The organism is Streptomyces turgidiscabies Car8 (genome assembly GCF_000331005.1).
Lineage (GTDB): Bacteria > Actinomycetota > Actinomycetes > Streptomycetales > Streptomycetaceae > Streptomyces > Streptomyces turgidiscabies.
The window spans coordinates 14,396-38,935 of the sequence record NZ_AEJB01000618.1; the positions used below are offsets into that span (position 1 = coordinate 14,396).

At 71.5% G+C, this 24,540-nt stretch carries 21 protein-coding genes and 1 pseudogene; 12 read left to right on the top strand and 10 right to left on the bottom strand.

The annotated features are described in order from the left end of the window. Nucleotides 1-27 precede the first annotated feature (27 nt). From STRTUCAR8_RS42810 to STRTUCAR8_RS42830, 5 genes are all read right to left on the bottom strand, one after another. The gene (locus tag STRTUCAR8_RS42810) at nucleotides 28-633 is read right to left on the bottom strand and encodes a GTP-binding protein (protein ID WP_006382692.1); all 606 of its coding nucleotides are present in this window, start codon (nucleotides 631-633) and stop codon (nucleotides 28-30) included. A 150-nt stretch (nucleotides 634-783) separates the two neighbouring features. Further along, nucleotides 784-1,197, bottom strand: coding sequence for a DUF742 domain-containing protein (locus STRTUCAR8_RS42815; RefSeq protein WP_006382675.1), 414 nt, complete (start codon nucleotides 1,195-1,197; stop codon nucleotides 784-786). Nucleotides 1,198-1,219: 22 nt separating this feature from the next. Beyond that, nucleotides 1,220-1,657: a roadblock/LC7 domain-containing protein gene (locus STRTUCAR8_RS42820; RefSeq protein WP_006382676.1), complete on the bottom strand. Its 438-nt coding sequence runs from the start codon at nucleotides 1,655-1,657 to the stop codon at nucleotides 1,220-1,222. Then, nucleotides 1,654-4,188, bottom strand: coding sequence for a sensor histidine kinase (locus STRTUCAR8_RS42825; RefSeq protein WP_006382690.1), 2,535 nt, complete (start codon nucleotides 4,186-4,188; stop codon nucleotides 1,654-1,656). The genes STRTUCAR8_RS42820 and STRTUCAR8_RS42825 overlap by 4 nt, the downstream gene beginning before the upstream one ends. Nucleotides 4,189-4,248: 60 nt before the next feature. Next, entirely contained in the window at nucleotides 4,249-5,028 is a 780-nt protein-coding gene (locus tag STRTUCAR8_RS42830; protein ID WP_044473861.1) for an MHYT domain-containing protein, read from the bottom strand. 152 nt (nucleotides 5,029-5,180) lie between these two features. On the opposite strand from STRTUCAR8_RS42830, the gene STRTUCAR8_RS42835 reads away from it, so the two are divergent. The 3 genes from STRTUCAR8_RS42835 to STRTUCAR8_RS42845 all read left to right on the top strand — a co-directional run bounded on the left by STRTUCAR8_RS42835 (nucleotide 5,181) and on the right by STRTUCAR8_RS42845 (nucleotide 7,292). Continuing rightward, entirely contained in the window at nucleotides 5,181-5,789 is a 609-nt protein-coding gene (locus STRTUCAR8_RS42835; RefSeq protein WP_006382698.1) for a class I SAM-dependent methyltransferase, read from the top strand. A 132-nt stretch (nucleotides 5,790-5,921) separates the two neighbouring features. Beyond that, the gene (locus tag STRTUCAR8_RS42840; protein WP_006382687.1) at nucleotides 5,922-6,224 is read left to right on the top strand and encodes a hypothetical protein; all 303 of its coding nucleotides are present in this window, start codon (nucleotides 5,922-5,924) and stop codon (nucleotides 6,222-6,224) included. Between the two features lie 135 nt (nucleotides 6,225-6,359). Beyond that, a complete protein-coding gene (locus tag STRTUCAR8_RS42845; protein ID WP_006382674.1) occupies nucleotides 6,360-7,292 on the top strand; it encodes a flagellar biosynthesis protein FlhF in 933 nt (310 codons plus the stop codon). A gap of 119 nt (nucleotides 7,293-7,411) precedes the next feature. Here the strand turns inward: STRTUCAR8_RS42845 and STRTUCAR8_RS42850 are convergent, their stop codons facing one another. Both STRTUCAR8_RS42850 and STRTUCAR8_RS42855 read right to left on the bottom strand, forming a co-directional pair. Further along, nucleotides 7,412-7,594: a hypothetical protein gene (locus STRTUCAR8_RS42850; RefSeq protein WP_006382673.1), complete on the bottom strand. Its 183-nt coding sequence runs from the start codon at nucleotides 7,592-7,594 to the stop codon at nucleotides 7,412-7,414. Between the two features lie 105 nt (nucleotides 7,595-7,699). Beyond that, complete coding sequence (locus STRTUCAR8_RS42855) at nucleotides 7,700-8,752, bottom strand: fatty acid desaturase family protein (protein ID WP_006382685.1); 1,053 nt, start codon at nucleotides 8,750-8,752, stop codon at nucleotides 7,700-7,702. 250 nt (nucleotides 8,753-9,002) lie between these two features. Here STRTUCAR8_RS42855 and STRTUCAR8_RS42860 point away from each other — a divergent pair, with 250 nt between their 5' ends. Both STRTUCAR8_RS42860 and STRTUCAR8_RS42865 read left to right on the top strand, forming a co-directional pair. Further along, a complete protein-coding gene (locus tag STRTUCAR8_RS42860) occupies nucleotides 9,003-11,864 on the top strand; it encodes a DEAD/DEAH box helicase (protein ID WP_006382695.1) in 2,862 nt (953 codons plus the stop codon). Beyond that, a complete protein-coding gene (locus STRTUCAR8_RS42865; protein ID WP_234372576.1) occupies nucleotides 11,864-13,174 on the top strand; it encodes an SWF or SNF family helicase in 1,311 nt (436 codons plus the stop codon). The genes STRTUCAR8_RS42860 and STRTUCAR8_RS42865 overlap by 1 nt, the downstream gene beginning before the upstream one ends. Here the strand turns inward: STRTUCAR8_RS42865 and STRTUCAR8_RS54900 are convergent. Both STRTUCAR8_RS54900 and xylA read right to left on the bottom strand, forming a co-directional pair. After that, on the bottom strand, nucleotides 13,171-13,665 hold the full coding sequence (locus STRTUCAR8_RS54900) for a hypothetical protein (RefSeq protein WP_234372575.1): 495 nt from the start codon (nucleotides 13,663-13,665) through the stop codon (nucleotides 13,171-13,173). The two genes, STRTUCAR8_RS42865 and STRTUCAR8_RS54900, sit on opposite strands and share 4 nt — an antisense overlap. Before the next feature lie 205 nt (nucleotides 13,666-13,870). After that, nucleotides 13,871-15,037, bottom strand: coding sequence for a xylose isomerase (gene xylA / locus STRTUCAR8_RS42875; protein ID WP_006382704.1), 1,167 nt, complete (start codon nucleotides 15,035-15,037; stop codon nucleotides 13,871-13,873). A gap of 191 nt (nucleotides 15,038-15,228) precedes the next feature. On the opposite strand from xylA, the gene xylB reads away from it, so the two are divergent. The 6 genes and pseudogenes from xylB to STRTUCAR8_RS42905 all read left to right on the top strand — a co-directional run. After that, a complete protein-coding gene (gene xylB, locus STRTUCAR8_RS42880) occupies nucleotides 15,229-16,674 on the top strand; it encodes a xylulokinase (protein ID WP_006382682.1) in 1,446 nt (481 codons plus the stop codon). 88 nt (nucleotides 16,675-16,762) lie between these two features. Further along, nucleotides 16,763-17,971 carry an ROK family transcriptional regulator gene (locus STRTUCAR8_RS42885; protein ID WP_006382699.1) on the top strand — a complete coding sequence of 403 codons (1,209 nt, stop codon included), beginning with the start codon at nucleotides 16,763-16,765 and terminating at the stop codon, nucleotides 17,969-17,971. Nucleotides 17,972-18,089: 118 nt separating this feature from the next. Then, nucleotides 18,090-18,689: an N-acetylmuramoyl-L-alanine amidase gene (locus tag STRTUCAR8_RS42890; RefSeq protein WP_006382672.1), complete on the top strand. Its 600-nt coding sequence runs from the start codon at nucleotides 18,090-18,092 to the stop codon at nucleotides 18,687-18,689. A gap of 104 nt (nucleotides 18,690-18,793) precedes the next feature. Then, on the top strand, nucleotides 18,794-20,074 hold the full coding sequence (locus tag STRTUCAR8_RS42895) for a GAF domain-containing protein (protein ID WP_006382702.1): 1,281 nt from the start codon (nucleotides 18,794-18,796) through the stop codon (nucleotides 20,072-20,074). Nucleotides 20,075-20,312: 238 nt separating this feature from the next. Continuing rightward, nucleotides 20,313-21,836, top strand: coding sequence for an acetaldehyde dehydrogenase ExaC (exaC, locus tag STRTUCAR8_RS42900; RefSeq protein WP_006382697.1), 1,524 nt, complete (start codon nucleotides 20,313-20,315; stop codon nucleotides 21,834-21,836). Between the two features lie 450 nt (nucleotides 21,837-22,286). After that, nucleotides 22,287-22,950: pseudogene (locus tag STRTUCAR8_RS42905) on the top strand (transposase); the annotation flags it as partial. Between the two features lie 22 nt (nucleotides 22,951-22,972). Here STRTUCAR8_RS42905 and STRTUCAR8_RS42910 read toward each other — a convergent pair. Further along, entirely contained in the window at nucleotides 22,973-23,407 is a 435-nt protein-coding gene (locus tag STRTUCAR8_RS42910) for a MarR family winged helix-turn-helix transcriptional regulator (protein WP_006382677.1), read from the bottom strand. A gap of 92 nt (nucleotides 23,408-23,499) precedes the next feature. Here STRTUCAR8_RS42910 and STRTUCAR8_RS42915 point away from each other — a divergent pair, with 92 nt between their 5' ends. Continuing rightward, the gene (locus STRTUCAR8_RS42915; protein ID WP_044473862.1) at nucleotides 23,500-24,498 is read left to right on the top strand and encodes an NADP-dependent oxidoreductase; all 999 of its coding nucleotides are present in this window, start codon (nucleotides 23,500-23,502) and stop codon (nucleotides 24,496-24,498) included. Nucleotides 24,499-24,540: the final 42 nt, after the last annotated feature.

Genomic DNA, 24,540 nt, shown 5'->3' on the forward strand with positions numbered 1-24,540 from the left:
GCGCGCCTCACTCGCGTACTCCTCCCATCAGCTCACGGAGTCGAGCAGCCGGGCGGTGTGCATCCGCCCGGCGTACTCGACCAGTCGGATCAGTACCTCCTTGCCCGAGTCGCGGTCGCGGGCGTCGCAGAGCACCACGGGCGTGCCCTGGTCGAGGTCGAGGGCGCGTGACACGTCCTGCGCGTTGTAGGAGCGGGCGCCGGTGAAGCAGTTGACGGCCACCACGAACGGGATGTGGCGGTGCTCGAAGTAGTCGACGGCGGGGAAGCAGTCTTCCAGTCGGCGGGTGTCCGCGAGGACTACGGCCCCGAGGGCGCCCTGCGAGAGTTCGTCCCACAGGAACCAGAAGCGGTCCTGGCCCGGCGTACCGAACAGGTACAGGGACAGGCCTGAGCGAATGGTGATGCGGCCGAAGTCCATGGCGACGGTCGTGGTGACCTTCTGGTCGACGCCGTCGGTGTCGTCCACCAACTGGCCTGCCTCGCTCAGCAGTTCCTCGGTGCGCAGCGGTCTGATCTCACTGACCGCGCCGACCAGGGTGGTCTTGCCCACGCCGAATCCGCCGGCGACCAGAATCTTCAGCGCCAGTGCGGACGTCTCGTCGTCCGTGGCGTCGGAGTGCTCGGAGACCATCGATCACTTCTCTCAGGAGGGCCGGCAACGGTCGACGTTCATAGGTGTGTACCGCGCCCCCGCGGTGGGTCCGCGCGCGGCGCAGCTGGTTGTGTGCGAGGGCGGCGCGATGACAACGGCTTCTCCCCGTCCAGGAATTGGACCTCTCATCTACAGCGCCCTCAGTCCTTCGATCACCTCGCGCAGAATGCGCTCGTCGGGCAGCTGCGCGGGCGGCACCGGACGGCTGACGTTGACACATCCCAGTTCCAGGAGGTCACCGAGCAGCACCCTCACCACCCCTACGGGGAGGTCCGCGTCCGCGGCGAGTTCGGCGACGGACTGCGTCTCCGTCCGGCACAGGTCGATGAGCGTCCGGTGCTCGGGGCCGAGCGCGGTGTCGTCGTCCGTGCCGGGCGCGCCCAGGTCGAGCGTGACGAGCGCGATCAGGTCGAAGCGCACCCCCGTGGGGCCGGGTTTGGTGCGTCCGCCCGTCATGGCGTACGGGCGGACGAGGGGCCCGGCCTCATTGTCGTACCACTGGCTGCCCGGTTCCCGCAGGGTGCCTGTCGTGTCCTCGGTCATCTGTGCGGACTGCCCTCTCGCCTCATCCGGCGGCGGGCGGGCGGGCCGCTGCCCGCGGCGCCGTGTGGAGGTGCTCGCCCACGCGTTTCACCAGCCGCGCCATCTCGTACGCCACGAGGCCTATGTCGGCGGTCACGGCGGTGAGCACCGCGAGGCAGGAGCCGTCGCCCGCGGCGGCGACGAACAGGAACCCGTCGTCCATCTCCACCATGGTCTGCCGCACGCCACCCGCGCCGAAGTGCCGTCCCGCGCCCTTGGCGAGGCTGTGGAAGCCTGAGGCGACGGCGGCGAGGTGCTCGGCGTCCTCGCGTTCGAGATCGGTGGAGGCGCCCACCGCGAGTCCGTCGTTGGAGAGCACCACCGCGTGCCGTACCTCGCTGACGCGCAGCACGAGGTCGTCCAGCAGCCAGTCGAGTTCACCGGAGCGCCGCTCCGCCCTCGTGCCCGGGTCCTTGATCATGCGCGGTCTCCTTCGCTGCTGTCTCTGCCGGTTTCGGAACCTCGGACGGCTCCGCGGCCGGGTGACCTGCCGCCGCCCCGCACCCAGCCGTCGTGGTAGGCCGCCATGCGGTCTCGTACGGCCTCCGGGGTGCGCTTCTCCTCGCTGCGGGAACCCGGCCTCCGTGTCGGCTCCGCCGGGCGCTGTTCGCGCAGCTGGGGAGCCAGATGCGCCTGTCGGACGCGCCGCGGGAGGTCGTCGCTCTCCTCCGCGTCGCCGGGGTCCTCGGGAGGACGGTGCAGTCGCAGGGCGGTCACTCCTGGTGGTGGGGTTTCGGAGGCGGTCTCCGCCACGGCATGTACGGGAGCAACGAGTGCGGGGCGGTCCGCCGACGCCTGCACCGGCTCCTGGGAAGGGGCGGTGGCAGCGGGCACGCGCGCGTACTCGCGCTCGACAGCTCGTTCCCGGTCCACCGCCGCGCGGGGCGAGCGTTCCGCCGCGCCGCCGTGCAGCAGTGCTGTGGGCAGCAGGACGACCGCGGTGGTCCCACCGTAGGGAGAGGTCCGCAGGTGCACCTTGATGCCGTGCCGCGCGGCCAGCCTGCTGACCACGAAGAGCCCGAGCCGGTCGCTGTCGAACAGGTCGAGAGCCTCGGACTGGTCGATGCGGCGGTTCGCCTCCGCGAGGGTCTCCCGGCCCATCCCGAGGCCCCGGTCCTCGACCTCCACGGCGTAGCCGTTGCCGACGGGTTCGCCGGTGACGCGCACCCGGGTGTGCGGGGGTGAGAACTGCGCCGCGTTCTCGACGATCTCGGCCAGGAGATGCGTGAGGTCGGCGACGGCTGCGCCGGTGACGGCAGCCTCGGGGAACTGGCGTACCTCCACGCGCGCGTAGTCCTCGACTTCGGAGACGGCGGCGCGGACCACGTTCGTCAGGGAGACCGGCAGGCGCCAGGCCCGGCCGGGCGCCGCTCCGGAGAGGATGATCAGGCTCTCCGCGTGGCGCCGCATACGGGTGGTGAGGTGGTCCAGCCGGAACAGGTCGCTCAGTTCGTTCGGGTCGTCGGACCTGCGCTCCATGCTGTCGAGGAGGCTCAGCTGGCGGTGGACGAGGACCTGGCTGCGACGCGCGAGGTTGACGAAGACCCCGGAGATGCCGCTGGCGAGTTCCGCGCGTTCCACGGCTGCGCGCAGCGCGGCGCGGTGCACGGTGGCGAGGGCCTCCGCGACCTGCTCGGTCTCGTCCTCGGCGGGCGGTCCGGGAGGTGCCTCGGCCCGGATGTCGATCTCCTCTCCCGCGCGCAGTTTCAGCATGGCCTGCGGGAGTTTGTGGCGGGCGATCTCCAGGGCGCTGTTGCGCAGACTCACCAGTTCGACCACGAGGCCCCGTCCGATGCGTACGGAGATCACCAGGGAGGCGACGACGGAGGCGAGGCCGAAGAGCACCGCGGCGCCGGCCGGGGTGAGCAGGCCCCGGGCGAAGGGATCGGCCCGGTGCGCGACGTCGTGGCCCGCGTCCGTCTCGATGGCCCGCATACCGCCCTGCACGCGTGCGTGCGTTCTGGCCCAGGTCGTCTCCGGTGCGGCGGCGATCGCCCTGACGCCCGGGCGGGCGCCGAGCACCTTGTCCTCGACGTCGGCCAGCGTGGCGTACGCGGTACCTGCCGCGAGGTTCCGCCAGCTGGCCCGCTCCGGGCCGCGCAGGTCCGAGGCGGTGCCTTCCAGCAGGTTGCGGCGCGTGTCGACGGCTCCGGTGAAGAGCCGCAGCCGCTGTCCGTCGAGCCGCCCGGCGAGCCGCGCCCCGGCGAGAACGGTGTCCTCCTGGGCCAGTGACTCTCCCGCGCGGGAGAATTCGAGCAGTACGCGCGCGTCGGAGCCGAGTTGGGCGTCCTGAATGCCGGTGAGCGCACCGCCCACGGCGAAGGCATCGGAGATGCTTTCGGTGTACCGCGCGTACGCCTCGGCCCATCCCGCACGGCGGTCGAGTACGGAGGCTCGCAGCGTGCGCAGTTGTTCGACGCCGACGACGAAGGTTTCCAGTCGCTCCGCGACTCCGGCGGGCAGTTCCTCGCCGTCGGCGACGGTGTTGCGGTCGCCGAGGCGAAGCTTCGCCACGGTCCGGTCGGTGTGTTCGCCGAGCGTCCTGAGGTCGAGGTCCGGGACGGCGGCCGGATCGGTGGCGCGGCGTACGGCGGCCTCGCGTTCGGCCTGGAGCGCGGCGACGGCGGCTGCGACGGGGGCGCGTACCTGGGAGTCGACGCGCTGCAACTGCCGCAGCCGGGCGACGTCCTGGGCCGTGGTGACGGTGGCGTACGCCCACAGCGCGAGCAGCGAGACGACCGGCACCATCAGCAGGCAGACGATCTTGGCGCGGACGGTTCCCGGCCGCAGCCGCCAGCGTCCCGCGCGCGAGGGCACCTCGTCGGGCAGGGTTCCGAGCGATTCGTCGGAGCCTTCGTCGGCCGGCGGACCGGCGTGTGCGCGGCGTCCGCGCGTCGGGGGCGGGGGCGCCGTCCCGGCGCCGGGTATCGGGGTCCTACGGGGTGTGCGCATGGCCTCCTCGCTCGTGGTGGTTCGGGGTCTGCCCGCGGGCCGTGGACGGCCCGCCGTGCGTCACTGACGGGCGGCGACGCCGTCGACCGGTCGCTGGGCGGACTCGGATTCCCGGCGTTCCCCGGCCGTCGGCGACAGTGCGACGAACGCCGAGGTCAGGAAGAGGTAGGACCCGAGGCCGACGGCGAGGGGGAAGATGAACTGCATCGCCGTGGCCCCGGGCAGTGTCTCCCCGGAGGGTGTGACGTCCACGCGCACCGCGAACATCGCGGTGTAGTGCATGCTGCTGACGGCCGCCCCCATGACGAGCGAGGCGACGGTCACCGCCATCGGCGACTTGATGTTCAGGGCCGCCCACAGGGCCGCGGTGGCCGCGACGACGGCGATCACCACGGAGAGTGCGACGAGCGCCGGGTCGTACTTCACGTCACCGTGCAGGCGTACCGCGGCCATGCCGAGGTAGTGCATGCTCGCCACGCCCAGCCCGGTGGTGAGTCCGCCGATGAAAAGGGCGCGGGCCCGGTCGTGCCCGTAGCCGACGGCGAAGACTCCGGTGGAGACGACGGCCATGGCGACGAGGAGGCTGAGGATGGTCAGCGGCACGTCGTAACGGATGTCGGTGCCGCCGACGCTGAAACCGAGCATGGCCACGAAGTGCATGGTCCAGATGCCGGTGCCGATCGCGGAGGCCGCGGTGACGAGCCAGTTGCGGCGCGAGCGTCCGGTCGCGCCGAGCGCACGGACGGTGCAGCGCAACCCGAGGGCGGCGCCTGTGCAGGCCATCACGTATGACAGTGCGGGGGTCAGCCAGCCGAAGGCGGCGTGGTCCAGGTGTCCCATGACCACGGGACGCTAGTGGGGGCATGGGCGCACATCGGGGGCGCATTTCGAAAGGTATTGAAATATGGCAGGGAAATGCGCCTGAACGATCGCGTCCAGCTCGAACATGCGCGCCCTGGGGTGCTTCGCGTCTGTGCGGGATCAGCGGGATCATGCGGAACATGAGCGACGACCACACACATGTCCAGGAGTTCTTCACCGCCCGCGCGGCCGACTGGGACAGCAGGTTCCCCGACGACGGGCCCGCCTACGCCGCCGCGGTCGCCGACTTGCGACTGCGTGCGGGGGCCCGCGTGCTGGACGCCGGCTGTGGCACCGGGCGGGCCCTGAGGCCGCTGCGTGCCGCCGTGGGGCCCTCGGGAGTGGTCCTGGGCGCGGATCTGACCCCGGCCATGCTGGAGGCCGCGGTACGGGCCGGGCGGGGCCTTGACGGCCAGCTGCTGCTCGCCGACGCGGCGGCCCTCCCCCTGCGTTCGGAGTCACTCGACGCCGTGTTCGCGGCGGGCCTGATCGCACATCTGCCGCGTCCTGGCGAGGATCTGCGGGAACTCGCGCGCGTGGTGCGCCCCGGCGGCACTCTGGCGCTGTTCCACCCGATCGGCAGGGCCGGGCTGGCTGCCCGGCAGGGCCGGCGGCTCACCCCGGAGGACCTGCGGGCGGAAGCCAGTCTCGGTCCGCTGCTGGCCGGTGCGGGGTGGCACATGACGTCGTACGTGGACGAGGACGCACGATTTCTGGTGCTGGCCGTGCGCCCGGCCTGACCTAGGCGGCCGTCGTCGCGGTGGCGACCTCAGCGCGGCTGCCCTCTTCTGCCGTGGGCGCTCCAACTCTACGTTGGACAGCGGCAGATGAACGATCAACCATGGCAACCACACAGGGGGAGGGTGGTCCGGGTGTTCGACGGCATCCATAAATCGTTCACAAGGTTCCTCCGATCCTGGCGCTCGGAAGGGCAGGAGAGCGCGGGGCGGAAGAAACGCACACACAATCTCTTCGAGGCCGCTGCCGCGTATGTGTCGGCGTGCGCGGAGGACGACCAGGACCAGATGGACGAGGCCGTCGCCTGGGTGTCCCCGGAGGCACTGTCGTTCGGGGTGAACGAGCTGGCCTGCCGGGCCGTCATCGCGCTGGCCAGAGAGCGCGACGAGTCGCCGCGGACGGTGGCCCGGGAACTCCTCGGGCTGCCGACGACCTGACCGAAGCGGGTACATCCGGTCGATTCCCCCTGCCCGGCAGGAAAGCAGCAGCTCCGGGAGGGGTGGGAGTCGTGACAACAGCCTTCCGATCGGATTAGGGTGCGCGCCGATGGAAGAACCGATGGGGAGGCTGGGATGGCAGAGACGGACGAGGAAGCCGTCGCCACCGCGGACGACGCGCTCTACGTGCTCACTGCGGCGCTGCTGACGCCCGCGCAGTTTCCGAGCGTGCTGGGTGACGACTATCCGGAGGCATGTACGGCGCTCGGCCTCGCGCCTCTCGCCGACGGGTACGGGCTGGTGCTCGGCCAGGACGGCGAGGGCGCGCGGTGGACCGTCGCCATCGACGACGTGTCCCTGGTCGCGGTCGCGATCGCGTCGTGGGACTGCGGAATGGAATACGACCTGTCGCCGGAGGAACACACGGTCGTCGCGGCCCTGCCCGGCTGGCCTCTCGCCGTCGCCGTCGCGGCTCCCGACGTCCCCGCCCCGCACGACCCGGGTCCCGAGGTCGCGGACCGGCCGCCGCTCGCTCCGCCGGACACCACCACGTGGGGCCCTGCCCAGCGACGTCTGGGCGCCGACGAGATCGCGCGCCAGTGGGCGACCTGGCGGGAGCAGCTCGGTGACGAGGACTTCGCCCCTGCGGGTGGCGGGTCGGCGGCGCCCGAGGGCGAACCGGCAAAGGCCGGGGCGGACTCCGACCGGGACCGTGCCGCGGACACCGCAGGCACGTCCGAGGGGGGCGCGGCGCCGACCGAGGGCACCCCGGACCGCGCCGACGGCGTCGTGAAGCGACCCAGAGCGGGCATCCGGCGCGTCATGGCGGAGGCACGCGCGTACGTGGAGACACCTCCGCCCCTCGGCCGCGTCCGCTCCTCCTTCGCTCCCGGCGACGCGCGGACTCTGCGCGCCGACGGCCCCGGCTGGTCGATGGTGGCCAGAACCGACGACATCGCGTTCGTCCTGCTCGACGACGAGCCCGGAGAGGTCCTGCCGGTGGGCCGGGGCCCGGAGCTGCCCGGTCTCCTCGAAGCACTCGACAAAATGGCCGTACGCCCCAGCTGAGCACGTCGGCCGACGCCGCCCGGATGCCTGTGGTTCCGGGCGGCGTCGCCACGCCAGGCGCTTTCGCCGCCCCGCGGGGTGTCAGCGGCAGTGGGCGCGGAACATCGAACGGTGCCCCCTCAGTGGCCGATCTCCTTGCGTGAGACACGGCGCAGCCTGCGCCGCTGTGCGGGGTCCAGCGTGAGATAGGCGGCTGCCGGGACTCCCAGCACTATCAGCAGCGCGGCCCACCACGGCAGCCAGAACATCAGGATGATCCCGACTGCCACGCCCCCTGCGGCGATCTTCGCGTTCCTCGACATGAGTGTCGCCTCCTTCGCGGCCAGTGCCGCTCTCTGCTCTGAAAAACGGGCCCGTGCCTCCCACGGTTCCGGAGCCGACCCTGAGACGTCCCTGAGATGTGACCCCTACTCGCCCCTGAGGGGCTCTCCCACCTCGTACATGTGCCGCAGGGCCTGCCGGTACGAGTCGACGAGCCCTGTCTCCGTATAGGGCATACCCACCTCACGGCAGTAGGCGCGCACCGTCGGCTGGGCGAGCCGCAGATGGGGGCGGGCCATGCTCGGGAAGAGATGGTGCTCGACCTGGTAGTTGAGGCCGCCGAGGAACCAGTCGGTCAGGGCGCCGCCACGGACGTTGCGGGAGGTGAGTACCTGACGGCGCAGATGGCCCCAGCGCTCGCCTTGCGGGTCGGGCATCTCCATGCCCTTGTGGTTCGGCGCGAAGGCCATGCCCAGGTGGAGGCCGAACAACGCCTGGTGGAGGGCGGCGAAGGCGAGCGCCTGGCCGAGCGAGAGGGAGGTCAGCAGCAGCGTCGCGTAGGCGAGGACATGGGTCACCAGGAGCACTGCCTCGACGGCCCGTTCCCGGGGCGCCTGCAGGCGCAGGTACCGGAAGCCGGTGATCTTCAGAGCGATGCCCTCAAGGAGCGTGAGGGGGAAGAAGAGCCAGGCCTGATGACGGGTCAGCCAGCCCCGGAAGCCGGTGCGATGCCGTGCCTGTTCACCGGTGAACACCAGGACGTCGGCGACGACGTCGGGATCCTTCTCGATGTGGTTGGGGTTGGCGTGGTGGCGGTTGTGCTTGTCGATCCACCAGGAGTAGCTCATCCCCAGCAGCAGGTCGGCGTGGATCAGGCCGATCGCCCGGCTGACGGCCCTGTTGCCGGTGATCTGGGCGTGGCCCGCGTCGTGGCCTATGAAGGCCGTGCGGGCGCAGAACACGGCGAACGGCGGGGCGAGGAGCAGAACCCACCAGGAGCTGCCGATCAGCACGATGCCGGTGCCGATGCCGGCCAGGGCGAGCATGTTGCCGGCGATCCCGAGGGCGTACCAGGTGTGCCGCCGTTCCAGAAGTCCCTGCCCCTTGACGGTGCGCAGGAGGGGCGCGAACTCGCTGCCGGTGGACTGCGCGGCGTAGATGCCCGGAGGTTCGGCGGCGCGGACGGCGGTCTGGGGCATGGCGGTCTCCGGGTCTCTGCGAGGATCGGGCTGACCTGAGGAAACGTACGAAATGGGCACCCCTGGCGACCATGACGCCACCACCCGTCTCCCGGAGGGGAAACCCCCGCTGCCACCCGGGGGTTGAGGACACCCCAGGGGCCGGATGACTCCGCGCACGGCCGAAAACGCGGCGAACACAACCACCCGGGGTGCTGTACCCTCGGCGACGCGTACCCCCAGTAGTCAAATTTGAGGAATGCCCATCACTGTGCAGAGGATCCCAGCGGCGACACCGTCCGAGATCTCCGAACTGGCCGGCTGCTGTGCCGTGTTCGTACCCGGCGATCCGGCCCGCGAGGGCCGGGTGGCGTTCTGGCGGCCCGACGGCGCCGCCCCGCCCACCGTGTCCGCGGGAGCCGTAGACGACCTGACCGTGATCCTGGCCGGCGACCGGGGTGTCGAGCGGACACAGGTGACCGCCGTCCTGCTCCCGGTGCGTGCGGCGCTGCCTGTTCTCACGCGGGCGCGCGGCGCCGCGCAGGCGCACAGGGCGACGGCGTTCTGGGGTACGGCCGCCGTTGTCGCCCTGCAACTGGCCGCGCGCGGACTGCTGCTGCCCGGCCTCTCCGCGGCGGACCACGACGCCTGGCGGGCCGGACCGCTCGGCGCGGCGGACGTGGAACGCGTTCGCGAACTCGCCGCCGCCATGCCGCCGGAGGCGCATGCCGTGCCGTTGGAGGGCGCGGAGCCGCCACGGCTGCCCGACCCCGAGCTGCTGCTGCGGGCGTTTCTGGACGCCGTGGCCGACGCGCTGCCCCGCTCCCCCGCCGCGTCCCTCGCCGCGGGCGGGGCCGCCTACGCGGTGCGGGAACCGCGGCAGATGCCGGAACAGCGCGCGTGGGCCGCCGAGGTCGCCGCCGGGCACGACGCGGGGGTGCGGATCTCGCTGAGGGTGGAGGTGCCTGGGCTGGCGTCGGCAGGGCCGGACGAGACGGCCCTGCGGTTCCGTGCCGTGCTCCAGGTGCACAGTGTGAGCGAACCCGGGCTGGTCGCGGACGCGGCCGAGGTGTGGGCTTCGGCCGGCGCACCCGGCCGCCCCTTCGGCCCGCGCGCGCGGATGGACGTCCTGCTCGCGCTGCGCCGCGCGGCCCGGACCTGGCCGCCGCTCGCGCCGCTGCTCTCCGCGACCGTGCCGGACGCCGTCGAGCTGGCCGACGAAGAGATCACCGAGTTGCTCGCGGAAGGCACCCGCGCCCTGTCCGTCGCCGGGGTGGAGGTGCACTGGCCCAAGGAGCTGGCCCGCAAACTGACCGCCCGCGCGGTCATCGGACCGCCCGACGAGGACACGGGCCCCGGGAGAGTCGCGGCGGACACTCCGTCGTTCCTGTCCGCCGACGCACTGCTCGGCTTCAACTGGCGGTTCGCCCTGGGCGACCAGCAGCTCACACGCGAGGAACTGGACCGTCTCGCCGAGGCGAACCGACCCGTGGTCCGGCTGCGCGACCAGTGGGTCCTCGTCGACCCCCAGGAGGTCCGCCGCGCCCACGCGCAGCAGGACCGCAAGGTCACGCCTGTCGACGCCCTCAGCGCCGCCCTGACGGGCTCCACGGAGGTCGACGGCCGCACGGTCGAGGTACGGCCCACCGGATGGCTGGCGACCTTGCGGGACCGCATCTCGGCCCCGGAGGCGCAGGAACCGGTCGGCCAGCCGGCCGCGCTCGACGCCACACTGCGCGACTATCAGCTGCGGGGCCTGAACTGGCTGGCCAGGATGACGTCCTTGGGTCTCGGGTGCTGTCTGGCCGACGACATGGGCCTTGGCAAGACGATCACACTGATCGCGCTCCATCTTCACCGGCAGACGGACCGGTCGGCCGCCGGGCCCACCCTCGTCGTCTGCCCGACGTCCCTGATGGGCAACTGGCAGCGCGAGATCGAGCGGTTCGCCCCCGGGACGCCCGTACGCCGCTTCCACGGGGCGCGGCGCGGCCTGGAGTCCCTGGTCGACGGCGAGTTCGTGCTCACCACGTACGGGACGATGCGCATGGACGCGCCGCGGCTGGCCGAGGTGCCGTGGGGCCTGGTCGTGGCGGACGAGGCCCAGCACGTCAAGAACCCGTACTCGGACACGGCGCGGGAGCTGCGTTCCATCGGTGCACGCGCACGCGTGGCGCTCACCGGCACCCCGGTGGAGAACAACCTGTCGGAACTGTGGGCGATCCTCGACTGGACGACCCCGGGACTGCTGGGTCCGCTCGGCACCTTCCGCTCGCGGTACGCGCAGTCCGTCGAGGGCGGTCAGGACCCGGCCGCCGCCCAGCGTCTGGCCCGCCTCGTACGCCCGTTCCTCCTGCGGCGGCACAAGTCGGACCCCGGCATCGCACCCGAGCTGCCGCCGAAGACGGAGACCGACCGTGCCGTGTCGCTCACCAAGGAGCAGGCAGGGCTGTACGAGGCGGTGGTGCGGGAGACGCTCGCGGAGATCTCCGGCGCCGGCAGCATGGCCCGACGTGGGCTGATCATGAAGCTGCTGACCGGCCTGAAGCAGATCTGCAACCATCCGGCGCAGTTCCTCAAGGAGGACCGCCCGAAGATCGCGGGACGCTCCGGAAAGCTGGAACTCCTGGACGAACTGCTCGGCACCATCCTCTCCGAGGGAGCGAGCGTTCTGGTCTTCACCCAGTACGTGCAGATGGCACGGCTGCTGGAACGGCATCTGGCCGCACGCGGGGTGCCCTCGCAGTTCCTCCACGGCGGCACGCCCGTCGCGGAACGCGAGGCGATGGTGGAACGTTTCCAGGAAGGCGAGGTACCCGTTTTCCTGCTGTCGCTGAAGGCCGCCGGCACGGGCCTGAACCTGACCAGGGCCGAGCACGTCGTGCACTACGACCGCTGGTGGAACCCGGCGGTCGAGGCCCAGGCGACGGACCGTGCGTACCGCATCGGCCAGAACCGTCCCGTACAGGTGCACCGCCTGATCGCCGAGGGCACGGTCGAGGACCGTATCGCCGAGATGCTGGACCGCAAGCGGGCGCTGGCCGACGCGGTGCTCGGCTCGGGTGAGGCGGCGCTCACGGAACTCACGGACACGGAACTGGCCGATCTGGTGCGGCTGCGAGAGGGGGCGTGATGAGTCAGCTCGGCGGTGACGAGTACGAGGGTGAACACGGCGGGGAGGCGTACGGAAGCGCCGCAGCGGACCCCGACCTTGAACGTACGTTCGCCGCGCTGCCTCCCCCGCCTGGGCGCGGTTTCGCGGAGACGTGGTGGGGGCGCGCGTGGCTGAAGTCGCTGGAGGACGCGGCGTTGGACTCCGAACAGGTGCGGGTGGGCCGACGGCTCGCCCGTGCGGGAGCCGTGGGTGCCGTCTCGGTGCGCCCGGGGCGTATCACCGCCGTCGTCCTCGACCGCGACCGCACCGCGCACCGGTCCGACGTCCTGCTGCAGGAGCTGTCCGCCGAACAGTGGGACCGCTTCCTGGACATGGCGGTCGAGCGGGCCGGCCACATCGCGGCCCTGCTCGACCGGGAAATGCCGTCGCAACTGGTGGAGGACTCCGCTGCCGCCGGGGTCGAACTCCTGCCCGGCATGGGTGATCTGGAGCCGCAGTGCGACTGCGACGCCTGGGACCACTGCGGTCACACGGCCGCCCTCTGCTACCAGGTGGCGCGCCTGCTGGACCAGGATCCCTTCGTCCTGCTGCTGATGCGGGGACGCGGCGAACGCGCCCTGCTGGACGACGTCCAGAGCCGCGGCGCCATACCCGCCGAGGTGCCCGACGGGCCACAGGGCGTGGACGGGGCCGAGGCGTACGCGGCCGGGAGCATCCTCCCCGCGCTGCCTGCCCTGCCCCCGCTGCCCGGGACGCCCGGGACACCACCGGCCCTGGACACCGACACCCCGCCCGCGCCCGGGGTGGACCCCGGCGCGCTGGAGTTCCTGGCCGCGCGGACGGCCGTAGAGGCACATCGGCTGCTCGCCGGGGCACTGGGGGATGGTCATGAACGGCGGCCGCTGGAAATGGAGTTGACGCTGAGTCAGGACGCGGTGCGACTGGCCGTGAGCAGTCCCCCGGAGATCGCGGACCGCCTCGCCGAGGGGTCGGGGCGCAGCCGGGAGCAGTTGGCGTCGGCCGTTCACGCCTGGCGGGTCGGCGGCGCGGCGGCCCTGGCGGTCCTGGAGGAGGAGTGGACGGTCGAGGGCGAACAACTCGCCCGCGCGCGTGCCGCGATCGACTCGGCCTGGGACGAGGACGAGCGGCCGACACTGCGGGCGGCGCGCAACCGGTGGACGGTGGTCGGTGCCGAGGGCCAGTTGCGCCTGGGGCGTGACGGCCGCTGGTGGCCGTACCGGAAGCGCGGCGGCCAATGGGAGCCGGCCGGACGACCGGCTCAGGACCCGGCGACCGCTCTCGCCTCGATGGAGACGGCCTCGATCTAGTCCGCCGCCGCGTCGCCGGACAGCGGAACGAGCGACTCCAGATCACTCGGGAACTCGCTCGGCAGATCCGTCGGGAAGCCGGACGGAAGGTCGGTGGGGAGCCCTGACGGCAACGTGGGCAGCCGGGTGGGGAGTTTGGTGGGCAGTGCTGTCGGGACACTGAACGACGGCTCGGGGGTGCGGCTCGAACTGCGGCTGCTCTCGGGCGGGTTCTTGTCCGGAGTGCTGTCGCCTCCGGACATCATGAGCACCACGGCGACGACGACGGCGACCACGATCACGGCGGCGAGCAGGATGAAAAGAGGACTCGGGCTCCGGCCGGGTCCGCGGTGTCCGCCCTGGTCGCCCTGGTCGCCCTGGTCGCCCCCGCTCTCGTAACTCCCCCCGGAGGGCGGGCCGAAGCCTCCGGGAGGCGGGCCGAAACCCCCGCCCGGAGGCGGACTGTCCCCCGGCGGACCGGGCGGTCGAGGCGGTACGGGCGGCATGGCCATACCGTCAAGAGTCGCCGCGAACCGGTCAGCACGCGACCCCCGCACGGAAGTTGATACGGACTCATGCCATGGACCGCATGGTTCCGGAGCAATCCGAGCCGGGACCGGTCACAGGAGACCCGTCTGAGCACAGATGTACGTGCTGGCGAGCGGGGACCCTGTCAGAAGACATCAGAAGACGGGGTCCCCGGCACGCGACTCGGACTCAGCCTCGCGCACCCAGCAGATGGTCCATGGCCAGCTGGTCGAGCTGCTCGAAGGCCATCCCGCGCGCGGCCGTGGCGTCCACGTCGAACTCCTCGAACGCCGAGCGGTCCGCGAGCAGGCCCTGGAGACCGTCCGCAGCCGTCTGCTGCGCCAGCTCGTCCAGCCGCGAGGCGCGCAGGGCCGCCTGGACCTCAGGGTCGGCACGGAAGGCGGCGGCGCGCTCCTTGAGGATCAGGTAGTTGCGCATACAGCCGGCCGCCGAAGCCCACACGCCGTCGAGGTCCTCGGTCCTCGGGGGCTTGAAGTCGAAGTGCTTCGGGCCCGCGTAACCGGCGCTCTCCAGGAGGTCGACCAGCCAGAAGGCGGCACGCAGGTCGCCGGCGCCGAAGCGCAGGTCCTGGTCGTACTTGATGCCGGACTGGCCGTTGAGGTCGATGTGGAAGAGCTTGCCCGCCCACAGTGCCTGGGCGATGCCGTGCGGGAAGTTCAGCCCAGCCATCTGCTCGTGGCCGACCTCGGGGTTGACGCCGTACATCTCCGGGCGCTCCAGGCGCTCGATGAAGGCCAGGGCGTGGCCGACCGTCGGCAGGAGGATGTCGCCGCGCGGCTCGTTCGGCTTGGGCTCGATCGCGAACTTCAGGTCGTAGCCCTGGGCGATCACGTACTCGCCGAGAAGGTCGAAGGCCTCCTTCATGCGGTCCAGGGCGACGCGTACGTCCTTGGCGGCGCCGGACTCGGCGCCTTCCCGGCCGCCCCAGGCGACGTAGGTCTCCGCGCCGAGTTCGACCGCGAGGTCGATGTTGCGGATCGTCTTGCGCAGCGCGTAGCGGCGCACCTCACGGTCGTTCGCGGTGAACGCGCCGTCCTTGAAGACGGGGTGCGTGAAGAGGTTGGTGGTGGCCATCGGTACGCGCATACCGGTCGCGTCGAGGGCCTGGCGGAAGCGCTTGATGTGCGACTCGCGCTCGGTGTCCGAGGACCCGAAGGGGATCAGGTCGTCGTCGTGGAAGGTCACTCCGTGAGCACCGAGCTCGGACAGGCGCTGCACCGTCTCGACCGGGTCGAGCGCACGGCGGGTGGCGTCGCCGAACGGGTCCCGTCCCTGCCAGCCGACGGTCCAAAGTCCGAAGGTGAACCTGTCCTCGGGGGTGGGCTGGTAGTTCATGCCGCGGCTCCTTGCGTTTGCTCCGACTATTTCGTCATGGCGGTTTACAAATTAGTATGCGGAAGCATCTCTGGGAAGAGACAACCTGTCCCTGAGCAGAGACTGATGGTGGAAACGGGTCCCCGCGACCCGGACGGTCACCGGAAAACGCCAGGCCAGATCCCGCGGAGCCGCGGAAGAGGGAGAGCTCGATGTCAGCAGCCGAGGGTCCGCTCGTTGTCGGCGTGGACACGTCGACCCAGTCCACCAAGGCGCTGGTCGTCGACGCGGCCACCGGGCGGGTGGTGGCGAGCGGCCAGGCACCGCACACCGTCACCACCGGAGCGGGCCGCGAGAGCGATCCGCGGCAGTGGTGGGACGCCCTGTGCGAGGCACTGAGCCAATGCGGTGACGCGGCCCGCGAGGCCGCCGCCGTGTCGATCGGCGGCCAGCAGCACGGGCTCGTCACCCTGGACGCGCACGGCGAGCCGGTCCGTCCGGCGCTGCTGTGGAACGACGTACGCTCCGCGCCCCAGGCCCGCCGGCTGGTCGGGGAACTGGGCGGCGCGAAGACCTGGGCGGAGCGCACCGGAAGCGTTCCCGGCGCCTCCTTCACGGTCACGAAGTGGGCCTGGCTGGCGGAGCACGAGCCGGAGGCGGTGCGCGCCACCAAGGCCGTGCGCCTCCCCCACGACTACCTCACCGAGCGTCTCACCGGCCAGGGCACCACGGACCGCGGCGATGTCTCCGGCACCGGCTGGTGGGCGTCGGGGACGGAGGCGTACGACGCGGAGGTGCTGGCGCACGTGGGGCTCGACCCCGCGCTGCTGCCCCGGGTGGTCCGGCCCGGCGAGGTGGCGGGAACCGTTCGCGACGGCCACGACCTGCCCTTCTCCAAGGGCACCCTGGTCGCGGCGGGCACCGGGGACAACGCCGCCGCCGCCATGGGCCTCGGGCTGCGCCCCGGCACTCCGGTGCTGAGCCTCGGCACGTCCGGCACGGTGTACGCGGTCTCGACGCACCGGCCCGCCGACCCCACGGGCACCGTGGCGGGATTCGCCGACGCACGCGGCGACTGGCTCCCGCTGGCCTGCACCCTCAACTGCACGCTCGCCGTCGACCGCGTCGCGGCACTGCTCGGCCTGGACCGTGAGGCCGTCGAACCCGGTACGGGCGTCACGCTCCTGCCCTACCTGGACGGCGAGCGCACCCCGAACCTGCCGGGCGCCTCGGGACTGCTGCACGGGCTGCGGCACGACACGACCGGCGGACAGCTCCTCCAGGCCGCGTACGACGGGGCGGTGCACTCGCTGCTCGGCGCCCTCGATCTGGTGCTCGACACGGAGGCGGACCGTTCGGCGCCCCTGCTGCTGATCGGCGGCGGCGCACGCGGTACGGCCTGGCAGCAGACCGTACGCCGGCTGTCCGGGCGGCCCGTCCAGGTGCCCGAGGCCAGGGAACTCGTCGCGCTCGGCGCCGCGGCGCAGGCGGCGGGCCTGCTGACCGGCGAGGACCCGGCCGCGGTCGCCCGCCGCTGGGACACGGCCCGGGGGCCGGTGCTGGACGCGGTGGAGCGGGACCAGGCGACGCTGGACCGGATCGCCGGGGTACTCTCCGACGCATCGCCGCTGCTGGAGCGGGGGACGGACGCCGAGTGACGGCCCGAGAGGGCCTGCCTTCCCAGTGCCGACGTACGCCCGTCCGTGAACGTCGGCTCACGGACACCGACCGAGGACTGACGGAGGCATGAGCGCACCGCTGCACGAGGCCCGTCCGCCCGGCACGGGCGCCCGGCTGCCCGACACCCAGCAGGGCATGCGCCGCCGCAATCTCGCGCGGGTGATGCACACCGTCAGCGCCGAGGGGCCGCTCTCGCGCGCGGGGGTCGCCTCACGCATCGGGCTCACCCGGGCGGCGGTGTCGACGCTGGTGGACGAGCTCATCCGCTCGGGGCTGCTCGAAGAGCTGGGTCCCGAGCGTCCCGGCCGGGTCGGGCGCCCCGGGTCGGCGCTCGCCGTGAGCGGGCGCGGTCCGGCCGGGATCGGCGCGGAGGTCGGTGTCGACCATCTGGCGGTCTGCGCGGTCGACCTGCGGGGCGTGGTCCGGGCGCGCGCCGTTCGTCACGGCGCCAACCGCGGACGCTCACCCGAACCGGTGATCACGGAACTGACCGGTCTGGTGCGGAAGGTCATCGCCGAAGCGGAGCGCGAGGGACTGTGGCCGGCCGGGCTCGCGGTCGCCGTACCGGGGCTCGTGGCCCGCGACGGGCGCACCGTCGTCCGAGCCCCGAACCTCGACTGGCACGACACCGACCTCGGCGCGCTGCTTCCCGTCGACCTCCCGTTGACGGTGGACAACGAGGCCAACCTCGGCGCGCTGGCGGAACTCTGGCTCGGAGACGGCACTCCGCCGGACTTCCTGCATGTGTCGGCCGAGATCGGTATCGGCGCGGCGGTGGTCGTGGACGGGCGGCTGCTGCGCGGAACGCGCGGATTCGCCGGCGAGCTGGGGCATGTGCCGGTGCGTCCCGAGGGGCCGGAGTGCGCGTGCGGTGGTCGCGGGTGTCTGGAGCAGTACGCGGGTGAGGAGGCGGTCCTGCGGGCGGCGGGCGTCGAGTCGGGCGAGGACCGCGTCGGGCTGCTCGCGGAGCGCGCCGCTCAGGGCGACCCGGCCGTACGGCGAGCCCTGGACGGGGCCGGCACGGCACTCGGTATCGCGCTGACCGGGGCGGTCAATCTGCTGGACCCGGAGACCGTCGTCCTGGGCGGCGCGCTGTCCGGGCTCGCGCCGTGGCTGCTGCCGGCGCTGGAGGCGGAACTGGACCGGCGTACGGCGGGACCCGCCTGTGCGGTGACGGTGTCGCGGCTGGGACCCGAGGGCCCGCTGCTGGGCGCCGCGCACTCGGTGGTGCGGGCGGTGCTGGACGACCCGGGGGCGGTGGCGGGGCGGGGCTGAGCGGCGACCTTCCCGGCATCCGCAACCCCCAATCACACCGGCGAGTCCTTCAACCAGTACGCACCACCTTTCTTCACCTTGCTCACCTTCCTCACCTTCGTCGAAAGGCCATTCACGGATGGAGCGGACCAGGGCGTTCCCCAGCAGACGGCGGCTGTTGAAGAGCGCCGCGCTCGCCGCCGGCCCCTACGCCCTGCTGCCCGCGCCCCGGGTCGGCGCCCAGCCCCCGTCCCCCGACTACCCGTCGGCCACGTGGGAGCCTGCGACCACCGCCAACTACACGGCGTCGCACCGCCCGTTGACCCTGCTTCCCGACCTGGTCGTCATCCATGTCACCCAGGCGTCCTACTCCACGACCCTGGCCGTCTTCCAGCACCCGCTGAAGAAGGTGTCCGCGCACTACGTCGTGCGGTCCGGCGACGGACACGTGGCGCAGTGCGTGCGGGAGCAGGACATCGCCTGGCACGCGGGCGACTGGAACCACAATCTGCGCAGCATCGGCATCGAACACGAAGGGTGGGTGGAGCGGCCCGGCTGTTTCACGGACGCCCTTTACGAGCAGTCGGCGAGGCTCACCGCGACGGTCTGCGCCCGCTACGGCATACCGAAGGACCGCACGCACATCATCGGGCACTACGAGGTGCCCGGCACCGATCACACCGATCCAGGACCTGACTGGGACTGGACGCGTTACCTACGCCTCGTCAACGGCGCCTGAGCGAAACAGTGGTGCCCTCGATCGGTCGACCGCGTCGAAACGGTTGTCCGCTTCCCTCCCCCGAGTGACGATGTCACCAGCCGCATCGCCGCAGGGAGGCCCAGTTGACCGATCCATGGGTGGCCCTGGAGCCGGGAGCCGACCCCGTCGAACGGGGACGGGTGCTGCGTCGCGCGCACGAGACGTTCACCGAGGGCGGGACGGTGACCCGGCCGGTGCGTTCCGTGGTGGCCGACTCCTGGAGACGTTCCGCCCGGGCAGGGGTGGGGCCGGACGGCTCCGCGAGTGTGGAACTGCTGGACAGTGATCTCGGCGCCTACCGTGCGGAACATCCGCTGGCCCGGGTGATGCCCCTGTTCCGGGAACTCATGGGCACCTTCGCCGCCGACGGCGAGCATCTGCTGGCGGTGTGCGACGCGCAGGGCAGGCTGCTGTGGGTGGAGGGGCATCCGAGCACCAGGCTGCAGGCGGGGCGGATCAACTTCGTACCGGGGGCGCGCTGGTCGGAGTCGGCGGTCGGTACGAACGCGCCGGGTACGGCGGTCGCCGTGGACCGGCCGGTGCAGGTGTTCGCGGCCGAGCACTTCATCCGGCAGGTGCAGCCATGGACGTGCGCGGCGGCTCCGGTGCACGATCCGCGCACCGGGCGGGTGCTCGGTGCCGTGGACATCACCGGCCGGGACGGGCTCGCGCATCCGCACAGTCTCGGGTTCGTGCAGGCGGTGGCACGGGCGGCGGAGTCCCAGCTGGCGCTGCTCGCCCCGGCCCGCCCCGCCACGGACGTGCTCGAACTGACCGCGCTGGGCCGTGACGAGGCTCATCTGCTGGCCGCCGGGCGCGCGTTGCGGCTCAGCCGTCGGCACAGCGAGCTCCTTGTGCTGCTCGCCCGCCATCCGGAGGGGCTGACCGGGGACGAGCTGCTGTGCGCGTTGTACGAGGACGAGTCGGTCACGCCGGTGACGCTGCGCGCCGAACTGGCCCGGCTGCGCCGTGTCCTGGCTCCGGGGCTGCTGGCGTCGCGCCCGTACCGGCTGACGTTGCCGGTCGAGTCGGACATCGCCGTCGTGGAGCGCGCGCTCGACACCGGGGCCGTCACCACGGCGGTGCGGGCGTACGCCGGTCCGTTGCTGCCCGGTTCGAGGGCACCGGCGGTGGCCCGGCTGCGGCGCAGGCTGGCCGACGGTCTGCGCACCGCGCTCGTCGCCCGCCGGGACCCGGACCTGCTGGCCGACTGGGTCCACGCGCCGTGGGGCGAGGACGACCTCGATGTATGGCGTGCGCTCGCGGCGGTGCGACCGACGGTGGCCGTGCGGGCACGCCTGAACGAGCTGGAGTCGGAACAGGCGGCGCCGCGGGGGTGGGCGCGGCAGACCGCCCGGCGCTGACCGGCATACCCGGCTCCCGTCCCCCGGGCTCAGGTCCCACAGCCCGCGCGGGCTCCGGGTCGCCGGCCGGCCCACGCGACGGCACCGCCGTACGCATCACGCGTCGGTGCACTCCTGCGCTCCCCCGCCCATGCCACGCCAGGCACCCGTGCGCAACCTGTCTGCAACCTCGCCGGTTCTAGCGTCGCGGCGAGAGCGGCCCACCGGCGGGCGGCTCTGCTGAAGGAGGCAGGCCAGCATGACCCGTTACGCGGCGCCCGGCACCACCGGCGCGATCGTCTCCTACCAGGCGCGCTACGACCACTTCATCGGCGGCGAGTACGTGCCGCCGGCCCGGGGGCAGTACTTCGAGAACCCGAGTCCCGTGAACGGGCAGCCGTTCACGGAGATCGCGCGGGGCACCGCCGAGGACGTGGAACGCGCGCTCGACGCGGCGCACGCGGCGGCGCCCGCCTGGGGCCGTACGTCCGTGACCCAGCGGTCCGACATCCTGTTGAAGATCGCCGACCGGATGGAGGCGAACCTCGAAGCACTGGCGGTCGCCGAGACCTGGGAGAACGGCAAGCCGGTACGGGAGACGCTCGCCGCCGACATCCCGCTCGCCATCGACCACTTCCGCTACTTCGCGGGCGCGATCCGAGCGCAGGAGGGGTCGCTCGGCGAACTCGACGACGACACGGTGGCGTACCACTTCCATGAACCGCTCGGGGTGGTCGCACAGATCATCCCGTGGAACTTCCCCATCCTGATGGCGGTCTGGAAGCTGGCGCCCGCTCTCGCGGCGGGCAACGCGGTCGTGATCAAGCCCGCCGAGCAGACACCCGCGTCCCTGCACTACTGGATGAGTTTGATCTCGGACCTGCTGCCGGCGGGTGTCGTGAACATCATCAACGGCTTCGGCGTGGAGGCGGGCAAGCCGCTCGCGTCCAGTGCGCGGGTGGCGAAGGTGGCGTTCACGGGTGAGACCACGACGGGGCGGCTGATCATGCAGTACGCCTCGGAGAACATCAAGCCCGTCACACTGGAGCTGGGCGGCAAGTCGCCGAACATCTTCTTCGACGACGTGTGGGCGGCGGACGACGACTTCCGCGACAAGGCGCTCGAAGGCTTCACCATGTTCGCGCTCAACCAGGGCGAGGTGTGCACCTGCCCGTCCCGTGCACTCGTCCAGCGCGGCAACTACGCCGACTTCCTCCAGGCCGCGGTCGCCCGTACCGAGCTCATCAAGCCGGGCCACCCGCTCGACACGGACACGATGATCGGCGCGCAGGCCTCCAACGACCAGATGGAGAAGATCCTCTCGTATCTGGACATCGGCCGACAGGAGGGGGCCAGGATCCTCACGGGTGGTGAACGCATCGACTACGACGGTGAGTTGAAGGGCGGGTACTACGTCCAGCCGACCATTTTCGAGGGTGACAACCGGATGCGGATCTTCCAGGAGGAGATCTTCGGACCGGTGGTGTCCGTGACGTCCTTCGACGACTTCGACGACGCGATCAAAACCGCCAACGACACGCTGTACGGCCTCGGGGCGGGCGTGTGGACCCGGGACATGAACACCGCGTACCGGGCGGGCCGCGCGATCCAGGCGGGCCGGGTGTGGACGAACTGCTACCACGCGTATCCGGCCCACGCGGCGTTCGGCGGCTACAAGCAGTCCGGGATCGGCCGTGAGACGCACAAGATGATGCTGGACCACTATCAGCAGACGAAGAACCTTCTGGTGTCGTACAGCCCGAAGAAACTTGGGTTCTTCTAGAGCCTGAAAGTCGGTTGCCTGGAGGCATCGTTGCACTCCAGGCAACCCAACACGACAGCTACTCAATGCCATCGGTCGGGCTCGTCTCGCTACTCTCTGGCACGCAGCGGGGTTCCACTCGGACCAGTCGCGGACCCAATTCTGCCGGAGCCACCGGAGCCACCGGCTGACCGTGCCGTCGGTGGAGGGGACTGTCAGACGCATCTCGGCATCGGGCAGAGCCGTGAGTGAACAGACCAAGTAGGCCTCGGCTGTCCGTTCCACTGTCGGCCGAGCACCCGGAGGCGCGGACGCCCAGACGCCGGGCTGTCCTGACATGGCTGCGAACGCGGGTAGCGTCCAGCGGCTGTCGGCTCGTCAGAACGCGTGGCACGACAACCAACTGATCCTGCGTCGACAACGAGCTCCCCGACATCTTCTTCGCGGTTCCGCAACGGGACCGCTGGCCTCCGGGCCCCGGCATGGCTGCTGGAACGCTACGGATCCCCGGCCGGATTGCGAAAGGCCGGTCGTCGCAGGCTGGTTGAAGTGATCCGTCCCAAGGCCCCGCGCATGGCGCCCAGCGGCTGATCGACGAGATCTTCGACGCGCTCGACGAACAGACCGTCGTGGTCCCCGGGACCGGCACACTCGACGTCGTGATCCGGTCACTGGCCCGCTCGCTCGCGGCCGTCGACGAACAGCGACGAACTCTGGAAACGCAGATCGGGCAACTGCCGGAGGCCCACCCTCTTTCGGCGGTCCTGTCCTCGATGCCGGGGGTCGCGGTCAGGACCGCCGTTACCTTGCTGGTCACCGTCGGCGACGGCACCAGCTTCCCCGCCGCAGCCCGCCTGGCCTCCTACGCCGGCCTCGCCCCGACCACCAAGTCTTCGGGGACCTCTATCCACGGCGAACACGCGCCCAGCGACGGCAACCGGCAGCTCAAACGCGCGATGTCCCTGTCCGCGTTCGCCGCACTGCACCGCCTCCCGCACCTACCGTCCGATGCCGGGCCCGCGGAAAGATTCACACACAGGCTCTCCTCCGCCTGGCCCGCCACCGCATCAGCGTTCTGTTCGTGATGCTCCGCGACGGCACCTTCCACGAACCCAGAACCCCACGCCTCGCTTGACGAAAGACACAGGGGCCCCCGCCTACGCCTCCACCATCCGTCGCAACAGATCCCGCAGAGACTCCCGCTCCCCCTGTGACAACCCGGCCAGCGGCTCGCGCGCGAAGCGCAGTCCCTCCCGTAGCTCCCGTGCCACCCGGCGCCCCTCGTCCGTGGCCGCCGCCACCTTGACCCGCCGGTCCGCAGGGTCGGGTCGCCGCTCCACCAGAGCCCGCGCTTCGAGCCGGTCCACGATCCCGGTGACGTTCGACGGCTCGCACTTCAGTTTCTGGGCGAGCTTGCGCATGGGCAGCGGCTCCCGGGACAGCAGACTCAGCAGCCGTACCTGCGCCCCGGTGAGGGCGTGCTCCGCGGCGGCCTCCTCGTATTCCGAGTGGAAGCGGGCCACCACATCGCCGATGAGCTCCACGACCTCCATGGTCAGCGAGTCGGGTCGGGTCGTGTCAGGAGTGGCCATGCGCTCCAGGATACCGCGTTACTTGACAACCTGAAATATTCAGAGGCATGGTTGTTTCAGATACTGAAGTAAATGGAAAGGGTCCTGGCATCATGATCAACCGCGAATGGCACCTCAACTCCCGCCCGGTGGGCGTACCCAAGCCCGAGGACTTCGCCCTGGTCGAGGCGGAGGCTCCGACCGCCGGTGAGGGCCAGGTCCTGGTCCGGAACAAGTACCTCTCGGTCGACCCCTACATGCGGGGCCGCATGAGCGACGCGAAGTCGTATGCCGCGCCCTTCGAGCTCGGCGAAGTCATGCAGGGCGGTGCCGTCGGCGAGGTCATCGAGTCCAACGTCGAGGGCATCGCCGTCGGCGACCACGTCCTGCACTTCCTCGGTTGGCGCGAGTATGCGGTCGTGGCATCGCAGAGCGCCGTCAAGGTGGACGCGGACGCCGCGCCGCTGTCGACGTACCTCGGCGTCCTGGGCATGACCGGCCTCACGGCCTACGCCGGTCTGCTGCGCGTCGCCTCCTTCAAGGAGGGTGACTCGGTCTTCGTCTCCGGCGCCGCGGGTGCCGTCGGCAGCCAGGTCGGCCAGATCGCCAAGCTCAAGGGCGCCTCGCGGGTGATCGGCTCGGCCGGCTCCGACGACAAGGTCAAGCTGCTCGTCGAGGAGTACGGCTTCGACGCGGCCTTCAACTACAAGAACGGCGAGGTCAGCGACCAACTGCGCGAGGCCGCCCCGGACGGGATCGACGTCTACTTCGACAACGTGGGCGGTGACCACCTGGAGGCCGCCATCGGCTCCCTCAACCAGGGGGGCCGTATCGCGGTCTGTGGGATGATCTCGGGCTACAACAACACCGAGGCCGCTCCCGGCCCGAGGAACCTCGCCCGTCTGATCCAGACCCGCGGCCGCATCCAGGGCTTCCTGGTCGGCGACCAGTACGACCTCCAGCCGGAGTTCGTCTCCGAGGTCGGCCCGTGGGTGGCGTCCGGGCAGCTCAAGTACCGCGAGACGGTCGTCGAGGGCATCGAGAACAACCTGGAGGCGTTCCTCGGGGTCCTGCGCGGCGACAACACCGGGAAGATGATCGTCAAGCTGTAGTCACGGGACCGTCTGCGTGACTACGCCCGACGGAGCTCGTCG